Origin of the sequence: Enterobacter sp. C6, from assembly GCF_008122455.1 — a bacterium.
Classification (GTDB): Bacteria; Pseudomonadota; Gammaproteobacteria; order Enterobacterales; family Enterobacteriaceae; genus Enterobacter; species Enterobacter pseudoroggenkampii.
In genome coordinates this window covers 63,050-73,623 of sequence record NZ_QPFW01000243.1, presented here as the reverse complement: position 1 = coordinate 73,623, position 10,574 = coordinate 63,050, and the positions used below count along the sequence as shown (strand labels likewise).

The 10,574-nt window shown below is 55.7% G+C and carries 9 protein-coding genes; 2 read left to right on the top strand and 7 right to left on the bottom strand.

Features of this window, described 5'->3' with window-relative positions; genetic code table 11:
- Positions 1–314 precede the first annotated feature (314 nt).
- The gene (locus DOU50_RS18830) at positions 315–1,022 is read left to right on the top strand and encodes a FadR/GntR family transcriptional regulator (protein ID WP_090420261.1); all 708 of its coding nucleotides are present in this window, start codon (positions 315–317) and stop codon (positions 1,020–1,022) included.
- Positions 1,019–2,452 (top strand): multidrug transporter subunit MdtD, encoded by a 1,434-nt coding sequence (gene mdtD, locus DOU50_RS18825; protein ID WP_032648599.1) that lies wholly within the window; start codon positions 1,019–1,021, stop codon positions 2,450–2,452. Before DOU50_RS18830 ends, mdtD begins: the two co-directional genes overlap by 4 nt.
- Here mdtD and rbsR read toward each other — a convergent pair.
- From rbsR to kup, 7 genes are all read right to left on the bottom strand, one after another.
- Complete coding sequence (rbsR, locus tag DOU50_RS18820) at positions 2,418–3,410, bottom strand: ribose operon transcriptional repressor RbsR (RefSeq protein WP_075201549.1); 993 nt, start codon at positions 3,408–3,410, stop codon at positions 2,418–2,420. The two genes, mdtD and rbsR, sit on opposite strands and share 35 nt — an antisense overlap.
- A 3-nt stretch (positions 3,411–3,413) precedes the next feature.
- Complete coding sequence (gene rbsK / locus DOU50_RS18815; protein ID WP_024907898.1) at positions 3,414–4,343, bottom strand: ribokinase; 930 nt, start codon at positions 4,341–4,343, stop codon at positions 3,414–3,416.
- A gap of 104 nt (positions 4,344–4,447) precedes the next feature.
- Positions 4,448–5,338, bottom strand: a complete 891-nt coding sequence (rbsB, locus tag DOU50_RS18810; protein ID WP_010426610.1) for a ribose ABC transporter substrate-binding protein RbsB — start codon at positions 5,336–5,338, stop codon at positions 4,448–4,450.
- A 27-nt stretch (positions 5,339–5,365) separates the two neighbouring features.
- Positions 5,366–6,331, bottom strand: coding sequence for a ribose ABC transporter permease (gene rbsC, locus DOU50_RS18805; protein ID WP_006808742.1), 966 nt, complete (start codon positions 6,329–6,331; stop codon positions 5,366–5,368).
- 4 nt (positions 6,332–6,335) lie between these two features.
- Positions 6,336–7,841, bottom strand: a complete 1,506-nt coding sequence (rbsA, locus tag DOU50_RS18800) for a ribose ABC transporter ATP-binding protein RbsA (RefSeq protein ID WP_024907897.1) — start codon at positions 7,839–7,841, stop codon at positions 6,336–6,338.
- A 7-nt stretch (positions 7,842–7,848) separates the two neighbouring features.
- Complete coding sequence (gene rbsD, locus DOU50_RS18795) at positions 7,849–8,268, bottom strand: D-ribose pyranase (RefSeq protein ID WP_024907896.1); 420 nt, start codon at positions 8,266–8,268, stop codon at positions 7,849–7,851.
- A 225-nt stretch (positions 8,269–8,493) separates the two neighbouring features.
- Positions 8,494–10,362 carry a low affinity potassium transporter Kup gene (gene kup, locus DOU50_RS18790; protein WP_024907895.1) on the bottom strand — a complete coding sequence of 623 codons (1,869 nt, stop codon included), beginning with the start codon at positions 10,360–10,362 and terminating at the stop codon, positions 8,494–8,496.
- Positions 10,363–10,574: the final 212 nt, after the last annotated feature.

Below are 10,574 nucleotides of genomic sequence, written 5' to 3'. Positions count from 1 at the left end.
GAGCAGTGCCGCTTCGTTTTCGCTGCGGCGCGGGGTGTGCATATTACGCTTTCCCGCTTCAGAGTCAAGCGTTTATTTTCGCTATTCTCTGCTGACCCGGCGGCGTGTGTGCCGTTGTTCCGTGTCAGTGGAGGCGCATTATAGGGAGTTATTCCGAGGTGACAAGAGGAAATTTAAAAAAAATTTCCATCCGCGTTTTTTTTCACCAACAGAGGTGAAATCAAGCTACAAATTGTTCTATTTGATGTATCTGCAACCACAATCACATTCGAGGTGGCATAATTATCAGCATGAATCTTTAAGGAATAAAAGCGATGCCATTAAGCGCACAACAGCTGGCCGCCCAAAAAAACCTGTCGTATGTGCTGGCAGAAAAGCTGGCTCAGCGGATTTTAGCGGGTAAATATGCCCCGGGCAGCATCCTGCCGGGTGAAATGGAGCTGGGTGAGCAGTTTGGGGTGAGCCGTACCGCAGTGCGCGAAGCGGTGAAAACCCTGACGGCAAAAGGTATGGTGCTTCCACGTCCTCGTATTGGCACACGCGTGATGCCACAGAGTAACTGGAATTTTCTCGATCAGGAGCTGCTCTCCTGGTGGATGACGGAAGACAACTTTCATCAGGTCGTCGATCACTTTCTGGTGATGCGCAGCAGCCTTGAACCTCAGGCATGTCTGCTTGCCGCCATGCTTGGCACAGCAGAGCAGAAAGCGCAGCTTAACGCGTTGATGGAAGAGATGGTGTTCCTGAAAAAACACTTCAACCGCGAACGCTGGGTTGAGGTCGATATGGCCTGGCATGAACATATCTATATGATGAGCGCCAATCCGTTCCTCACCTCGTTTGCCTCATTATTTCATTCGGTGTATCACACCTACTTTACCTCTATTACACAAAACGACGTGGTAAAACTGGAATTGCATCAGGCGATAGTGGATGCCATTCAGGAAAGCGACGGGCAGCGAGCCCTGAGTGCGTGCCAGGCATTACTGGCTGCGCCAACCCACCAGCAGGTAAATAAATGACAAAGAAAAAAGCGCGCAGCATGGCCGGATTGCCGTGGATTGCAGCCATGGCGTTTTTTATGCAGGCACTGGATGCCACCATCCTCAACACCGCGCTTCCCGCTATTGCGCAAAGCCTTAACCGCTCCCCGCTGGCGATGCAGTCCGCCATCATCAGCTACACCCTGACGGTTGCAATGTTAATTCCGGTTAGCGGCTGGCTGGCCGACCGCTTCGGTACCCGTAGAGTTTTCATGCTGGCCGTAACGCTCTTTACGCTCGGTTCGCTGGCCTGTGCGCTCTCCTCGTCCTTAACGGAACTGGTTATCTTCCGCGTATTACAGGGCATTGGCGGCGCGATGATGATGCCCGTGGCGCGCCTTGCTTTATTACGAGCCTACCCTCGAAGCGAACTGCTTCCCGTGCTCAACTTCGTCACCATGCCGGGACTGGTCGGCCCGATACTTGGCCCGGTACTCGGTGGCGTGTTTGTCACCTGGGCAAGCTGGCACTGGATCTTCCTGATTAATATTCCGATTGGCGTTGCGGGGCTGCTGTATGCCCGCAAATATATGCCGAACTTCACCACGCCAAGACGCAGCTTCGACATGGGTGGCTTTTTCCTGTTTGGCCTGAGCCTGGTACTCTTCTCCAGCGGGATGGAGCTGGTTGGCGAGAAAATCGTCGCGACGTGGATGGCGCTCTCCGTTATCCTCGCCGGCGTGCTGCTGTTCCTTCTTTATATACGTCACGCGCGCCGTCATCCGACGCCGTTAATCTCTCTTGGGCTCTTCAACACCCGAACCTTTTCCGTCGGGATCGCGGGAAACATTGCCTCGCGTCTGGGGACGGGCTGCGTACCGTTCCTGATGCCACTGATGCTGCAGGTGGGTTTCGGCTACCCGGCCCTGATTGCCGGCTGCATGATGGCGCCCACCGCAATGGGCTCGATTCTGGCAAAATCGACCGTGACGCAGGTGCTACGCTGGTTTGGCTATCGTAAGACGCTGGTTGGCGTGACGGTCTTTATCGGCCTGATGATTGCGCAGTTCTCGCTGCAGTCCGCCGCGTTACCCGTCTGGATGCTGATCCTGCCGCTATTTGTACTGGGCATGGCGATGTCGACGCAGTTCACGTCAATGAACACCATCACCCTTGCGGATTTGACCGACGAAAACGCCAGCAGCGGCAACAGCGTGCTGGCGGTAACACAGCAGTTGTCCATCAGTCTGGGTGTGGCCGTGAGCGCGGCGGTACTGCGGTTTTATGAAGGTTTCGACAGCGCAAACACCGTCGAGCAGTTCCACTATACCTTTATCACCATGGGCGCACTCACCGTCGTTTCAGCGCTGGTCTTTATGCTGTTAAAACCGAAAGATGGCCGTAACCTGATTAAAGAACGCCATAAGGCGAAAGCTAAACCGAACCCCGTTCCATCAGAACAGGAGTAAGCTGCAGGCGTTGCTGCTGCAGCGTGGGCTGAGCCATTCGGTGGATCAACACATCGATGGCCAGCTCGCCCAGCTCATCTTTTGGCTGATGAATGGTGGTGAGCGGCGGCGTCATATAGCTGGCCAGCTCGATATCATCGTAGCCGATTACCGCCATATCGTGGGGAACACGCAAACCGGCCTGATATAACGCCTGATAGGCGCCAAACGCCATGGCATCGTTGCCGATAAAAACAGCCTGCGGACGCTGCGGCTGCGCCAGCAGTGTTTGCATCGCTTCAAAACCACCGTGAAACTCAAAATCACCAGTAATTCGGTAACCTTCCGGCACTGAAAGTCCTGCCCGCGCCATTGCGGCGAGATACCCTTCCAGACGCAAACGCGCCGGGGTTTTGTCCAGCGGGCCGGTAATACAGGCGATGCGGGTATAGCCTTTATCGATCAGATACTGAGTGGCCATATCGCCCCCCAGCAGGGAGTTATCCTGAATAAGGTCGCTGGTACCGTCGAACGGCGCCCAGTCCATCATCACTGTGGGAATCGAAGGATAGCGCTGGATGATCTCTTTCGACGGCTGGTGCGTTTCGGTACAAAGCAGCAGTAGCCCGTCGACGCGTTTTTGCATCAGCGTTTCCAGGTTACGATTCATGCGCTGCTCGTCACCTTCGGTATTGCACAGCACCAGGCTGTAGCCACGCTCGAAGCAGCTGCGCTCCACGCCGCGAACCAGTTCTGAATAAAAGGGGTTGGTACTCGCGGTGATCAGCATACCGATGGTGCGCGTCTGGTTGAGCTTAAGGCTGCGCGCCAGCGCAGACGGCGCATAGTTGAGATCTTTTACCGCCGCTTCGACTTTCTCCCGAATCGCCTCGCTGACGAAGCGATCGTTGTTTATAACGTGAGAGACCGTCGAGGTAGAAACGCCCGCCATGCGGGCGACATCTTTCATTGTGGCCAAGCGTTACCCCTGCTGACTTAAGAATTCATCGATCTCTTTACGCCACGGAACGGAAGGCTGGGCGCCCTTGCGCGTCACCGCAATCGCGGCGGCAGCGTGTGCGAAGCGGATAGCATCATCCATTCTCATACCTTCCAGCAGCGCGGTCACCAGTGCACCATTGAAGGTGTCTCCCGCTGCAATGGTATCAATCGCCTTCACCTTAAAGCCCGGCACGCGACGGCCTTCGCCATTGACGCTTGCCCACACCCCACGGCTACCCAGGGTGATGATCACTGTTCCGATGCCTTTGTCGTGCAGCGCACGCGCGGCTCGCGCGGCATCATCATCGTTTTCAACGCGAATGCCCGTCAGCTTTTCGGCTTCGGTTTCGTTCGGCGTGATGATGTCCACCAGCGCCAGCAGCTCGTCAGATAATACACGGGCAGGGGCCGGATTAAGTACGACAGTGGTATGATTTTCATGCGCAATTTTGGCGGCGGCCAGCACGCTTTCAACCGGCGACTCCAGCTGCATCAGCAGGGCTTCCGCTCCGCCGATGAGTGCACGTTGCGCTTCTACGCGTTCCGTCGTCAGCGCCGCGTTAGCGCCAGCATGAATACCGATGACATTCTCACCTTCTGCGTTGACGAAAATCAGCGCCACGCCGGTAGATTCCCCTGCAACAACGCTGACCGGTGCGATATCGATATTGTCGCTCGCCAGCTGCTTGCGTACGCGCTCACCGGTATCGTCATCACCCGTGCAGGCGATAAACGCAATATTTGCCCCGCTGCGACCGGCAGCAACGGCCTGGTTTGCACCTTTACCGCCAAATGCCACCTGATACTGGTTACCCGTGACGGTTTCGCCCGGTGTCGGGAACGATTCAAGGTTAAGAATGTGATCGGCATTGATACTGCCAAGGACGACGAGGTTACCTGCGGTTTTCATGGTTGGATTGTCCATCAGAGAGCGCCACCGGTGTTACCCGGTGGCGTATGCCACACTTTTCTTTATTGGTGTCCCTCAGGCCGTCGTGACGGCCTGATTCGCCTTTACTGCTTGATGACCAGCTTCAGGTCAACCGGGTATTTGGCCTGAACTTTTTCGCCCTTCAGCACTTTGTCGGCAGTTTCAACGCCAGTGGCGCCAATCTGCTCAGGCAGTTGAGCGATGGTCGCAGCCAGTTTGCCATCGTTTACTGCTTTTTCACCATCCGGCGTGCCGTCAAATCCGACAACCATCACATCAGATTTACCAGCGGTCTGCAGGGCACGCAGCGCGCCCAGCGCCATTTCGTCGTTCTGCGCGAATACCGCCTGCACGTCAGGGTGCGCGGTCAGCAGGTTCTGCATAACGTTCAGACCCTTAGTACGGTCGAAGTCTGCCGGCTGGCTCGCCAGTACGTTGAATTTATGCGCTGCAACCGCCTGCTGGAAGCCTTCGCCACGCTCGCGGGCGGCAGACGTACCGGCAATCCCCTGCAGTTCGATGACTTTCGCGCCTTCGCCGGCTTTCTTCGCGATGTAATCACCGGCGATTTTGCCGCCCAGCACGTTATCAGACGCAATATGGCTCACCACTTCGCCTTTGGTTGCCTGACGGTCCAGGGTGATTACCGGGATCTTCGCCTGGTTTGCCATCTTCACGGCGTTGCCTACGGCATCAGAATCGGTTGGGTTGATCAGCAGAATTTTGGTGCCGCGAACGGTTAAGTCCTGAACGTTAGCCAGCTCTTTCGCCGGGTTGTTCTGTGAATCCAGAACCACCAGGTTGTAGCCCAGTTTGTCCGCTTCTTTCTGCGCGCCATCCTTCAGAGAGACGAAGAACGGGTTGTTCAGGGTAGAGACAACCAGCGCGATGGTGTCTTTCGCCATGGCGTTAGCACTTACGGTTGCGCTCAGCGCGACAGCAGAAACCAGGGTAGCCAGTTTTTTCATGTTCATATCTAAGATGTCCTGTAGTGTCGTCAGTTACTGTTTTTTGTTGTCTACCAGTACCGCCAGCAAAATCACCACTGCCTTAACGATCATCTGGTAATAGGAGGAAACACCTAACAAATTCAAACCATTATTCAGGAAACCGAGGATCAGTGCGCCGATCAATGTCCCAACAATGCGACCTTTACCGCCCGCAAGACTCGTACCGCCCAGAACCACTGCCGCAATGGCATCCAGCTCATACCCCGTACCCGCCGTTGGCTGCGCGGAGGAGAGGCGCGCCACTTCGATAATGCCTGCCAGTGACGCCAGCAGACCGCACAGGGAGTAAACGATAATTTTGACTTTATTAACGCTGATACCGGACAGGCGCGTTGCCGCTTCGTTACCGCCCAGCGCATAGATATAACGGCCCAGACGAGTGTGATGCAGCATGTACCACGCCGCCAGGAAGACGATAGCCATGATCCATACCGGGGTCGGGACACCCAGCGGGCGACCGATACCGAACCAGCCAAACAGATCGGCGTTATCGGTAAAGCCGGTATTGACCGGGCTGCCGTTGGTATAAACCATGGTCACCCCGCGCAGCAGCAGCATCATCACCAGCGTGGCGATGAACGCCTGAACGCGGCCTTTTGCCACAATCACGCCGGTGACGGCGCCTATCGCCGCACCTGCCGCCAGGGCAGCGGCCACGGCCACCAGCGCGTTGACTTCAATGCCGACAATCGAAGCGGCGATCGCGCCGGTGAGCGCCAGCAGGGAACCGACGGACAGATCGATACCTGAGGTCAGAATCACCAGCGTCATGCCGACCGCCATAATGGCGTTCACCGAGGTCTGCTGCAGAATATTGAACAGGTTATTAACGGTGAAGAAATTCGGGCTCATGGTCGACACAATCGCGATCAGCACCAGCAGGGCAATCAGCGATTTTTGTTCCATCAGCCATGCCTTTGTGAAATAGCGGCGACCAGAAACAGCCTGGGTAGTCATCTTCTTACTCCTGATTCACGCGATTAAGCTTGCCCACAGCGGCAGCCATCAGAACTTCCTGGGTGGCCTGCTCGCGAGTGAATTCACCGCCGAGATGCCCTTCATGCATGACGATAATGCGATCGCTCATGCCTAATACTTCTGGCATCTCGGAAGAGACCAGAATGATGCTCAGACCGTCGGCCTTAAACTGGTTAATCAGCTGATAGATCTCTTTCTTCGCCCCCACGTCTACGCCGCGGGTTGGCTCGTCGAGGATCAACACTTTCGGACGCGTCATCAGCCCGCGCGCAATCGCCACTTTCTGCTGATTCCCGCCGGACAACAGGCCAATCGCCTGCTCCATCGACGGGGTTTTGACGTTAAAGAGGCGGATAAAATCGCTCACCGCCTGCTGTTCATCTTTATGCTTCAGGCTGCCGCCGCTGTGGCTGAAATAGCGCAGCGCGGTCAGGGACATGTTCTCTTTTACCGACATCCCCAGCACCAGGCCGTCGCGTTTGCGGTCTTCGGAGATATAGACGATGCCGTTCGCCAGACCATCCTGCGGAGAGCGGGTGACCACTTCATGACCGTCAAGGGTGACATAACCGCTGGTGCGCGGCAGTGCGCCGTACAACACTTTCATCAGCTCGGTACGTCCCGCCCCCATCAGGCCCGCCACGCCCAGGATCTCGCCCTGGCGCAGGGTAAAGGTCACGTCGTTCACACCCGGGCCGCAGAGGTTGTCTACCTTCAGGCGGATCTCACCCGGCGCTTTATCCAGATGCGGATACTGATCTTCGAGCTTACGTCCCACCATCATTTCGATGAGCGTATCTTCGGTCAGCGTCGCCACTTCGCGCTCGGCAATAAACTGCCCGTCGCGGAAAACGGTGACGTCATCGCAGATTTCGAAGATCTCTTTCATACGGTGAGAGATATAGACAATCCCGCGCCCCTGCGATTTCAGCTCGCGGATAACGCGGAACAGGGATTCGGTTTCGGTATCGGTCAGGGCGTCGGTCGGTTCATCCATAATGATGACCTTCGACTCAAAGCTCAGCACCTTCGCGATTTCCACCATCTGCTGATCGCCAATGGAGAGATCGCCCACCAGGCGGTCGCTCTTAAAGCGCAGGTTCAGCTTCGCCAGCAGCTTGTCCGCTTCGGCATACATGGTTTTCCAGTCGATCTTACCGAAGCGGTTCACGAACTCGCGGCCGAGGAAGATATTTTCCGCAATGGTGAGCTGCGGGATGAGGTTCAGCTCCTGGTGAATAATACCGATGCCCGCTTCCTGAGAGGATTTCGGGCCATTGAAGGTGGTCTCTTTACCCAACCAAAGGAGCGAACCGGCATCGCGTTGATAGATACCGGTCAGCACCTTCATCATGGTGGATTTACCGGCGCCGTTTTCGCCCACCAGCGCCATGACGCGCCCGGGGTAGACGTTCAGCGCCGCGCCGGAGAGAGCTTTTACGCCCGGGAACGACTTATCGATCCCTTTAAGTTGCAGTAATGCGTCCATGATGGCCTCAGAAGGTGACGCCAGCACAGAGAATGATATTCGCATACGGGGAACACTCCCCGCTGCGAATCACCGCCTGACTGTCTGCGGTTTGTTGTTTGAATTGTTCGTGCGTTGTGTAACGAATTTCTATGGTATTTCCCTGGTGTTGTTGCAGCTGCTCAAGGTGGCTGAGCAACGTTTCGTGGAGTTGCGGATTATGTTGTTTGATTTCCGCCGCGAGAATGACCGCCTCAACCTGCATCTCCGCGGTCACCACGTCCAGTACCTGCATAAACGAAGGTACGCCCTGCGTTAACGCCATATCGATACGGGTTGTGCTGCGCGGAACCGGTAAGCCTGCATCGCAAACCACCAGCGTATCGGTATGCCCAAGACGGGAAATAACCGATGAGATTTCTGAGTTGAGTACAGTGCCTTTCTTCATTTTCTTGCTCCACTAGCGAAACGTTTCGCTAAAAGTAGTGTAGCCCCAGAAATGTTCAGAAAACCATCATGACGTAACAGATTTGTGATCGACGTCGAAACGTTTCGCTAAGTGAAATGGCGTGGAGGTAAATGCAAAACGGTAACCCCCTGGTTACCGTTTTTTATGTTTGCGCCCTCTCCCTGTGGGAGAGGCCGGGGTGAGGGCATCAGGCCGCACAAAGACTTAAATCTCGACCTGCGTTCCCAGCTCAATCACGCGGTTAGGCGGGATCTCAAACTGGTCAGGCGCACGCAGGGCATTACGCTGCAGGATGAGGTATAGCTTGCCGCGCAGGCGCAGATACCACGGGCGCTTGCCGATAATCAGCGACTCGTGCGACATAAAGAACGACGTCTCCATCATCCGGCAGCTCAGCCCTTCCAGGCCGCAGCGGTGGAACACCTCTTCCACGTTTGGCGTTTCACGCCAGCCGTAGCTTGCCACCACGCGCCAGAAGGTCGGCGACAGTTGCTCTATTTGCACACGACGCACATTGTGAACATACGGCGCATCTTCGGTGCGCAGCGTCAGCAGGATCACGCGCTCGTGCAGCACTTTGTTGTGCTTGAGGTTATGCATCAGCGCGAACGGAATGACATTCAGCGCGCGAGACATGTATACCGCTGTACCCGGAACGCGTACCGGCGGAGATTTCTCCAGAGAAGCGATCATCGCCTCCAGAGAATTCCCGTGCTCGTGCATGCGGCGCAGCAGGCGGAAACGCTCGCTTTTCCAGGTGGTCATGACAATGAACATCACCAGACCCAGCGTCAGCGGCAGCCAGCCACCGGAGACAATCTTGTCGAGGTTCGCAGAGAACAGCGGCACGTCGATACACAGGAAGCCCACCAGAATCATCGCCACGAGGAATTTATTCCAGTGCCAGTTTCGGTAGGCCACCGTGGTGGAGAGAAGCGATGTCAGCACCATCGTACCGGTTACCGCAATACCGTACGCCGCCGCCAGGTTACTGGAGTGCTCGAAGCTGACGATAACAATGACCACAGCGAAATAGAGCAGCCAGTTAATGAACGGGATGTAGATCTGACCCGACTCCATCTCTGAGGTATGGATGATGCGCATCGGTGACAGATAACCCAGACGCACGGCCTGGCGCGTCAGAGAAAACACGCCGGAAATCACCGCCTGAGAGGCAATGACGGTCGCCAGCGTCGCCAGGATCAGCATCGGTACCAGCGCCCAGTCAGGCGCCAGCAGGAAGAACGGGTTCTTGATCGCTTCCGGGTTTTTAAGCAGCAGCGCCCCCTGACCAAAGTAGTTCAGCACCAGCGACGGGAGCACCACAATAAACCATGCCACGCGGATAGGCAGTTTCCCGAAGTGGCCCATATCAGCATACAGCGCTTCCACACCGGTGATGGAGAGCACCACGGCACCCAGCGCCACAAAGGAAACCACTTTGTATTCGAGGAAGAAATGCACGGCCCAGTAGGGGTTCAGCGCCTGCAGCACTTCCGGGTTCGCGATAATGCTGCGCAAACCAAGCGCCGCCAGGATCAGGAACCAGGCCAGCATAATCGGTGCAAACAGTTTGCCCACCAGCCCGGTACCGTGCTTCTGGATCATGAACAGCAGCGTCAGGACAATAATGGCCAGCGGAACCACCCATGAATCAAGTTGTGGAGCGATAATCTCCAGCCCCTCTATGGCCGACAGCACCGAAATAGCGGGCGTGATAACCACCTCTCCGTAGAAGAAACTGCCCCCAATCAGGCCGATAATGACCAGCACTGAGGTCATTCTGGCCGAGGTATTGCGCCCGGCAAGAGACATCAGGGTCAGGATCCCGCCTTCACCTGCGTTATCAGCACGCATAACGAAGGAGAGATACTTAACGGAAACCACCAGGATCAGCAGCCAGAAAATGAGGGACAGGAAGCCAAACACGGCATCGCGTTCAACACCAAAGCCAAACTGGCCGGACAGACATTCACGAAGCGTATAAAGCGGGCTGGTGCCGATATCACCGTAGACAACCCCGATCGCCGCAAGCGTTATTGCGGGTAATGATTGCTTATTATCAGTGCTCATAGACTAGTCTTTTCGTTTAAATAACAAATGTGTTCCTGGTCCCTTGGCCCACAAAAAGCGCACAGTATGCACGATTCATTGCAAAATCGTACCCCTAAATGCAACCGCATTAATGTAGCGCAAAGAAAATTGCGCCGCACTTCAGTCTATTACCAGCCCTGACTGAAACGTCTATACTCGCTTCAATTGGCCGCCACGACGGCGAAAGGATG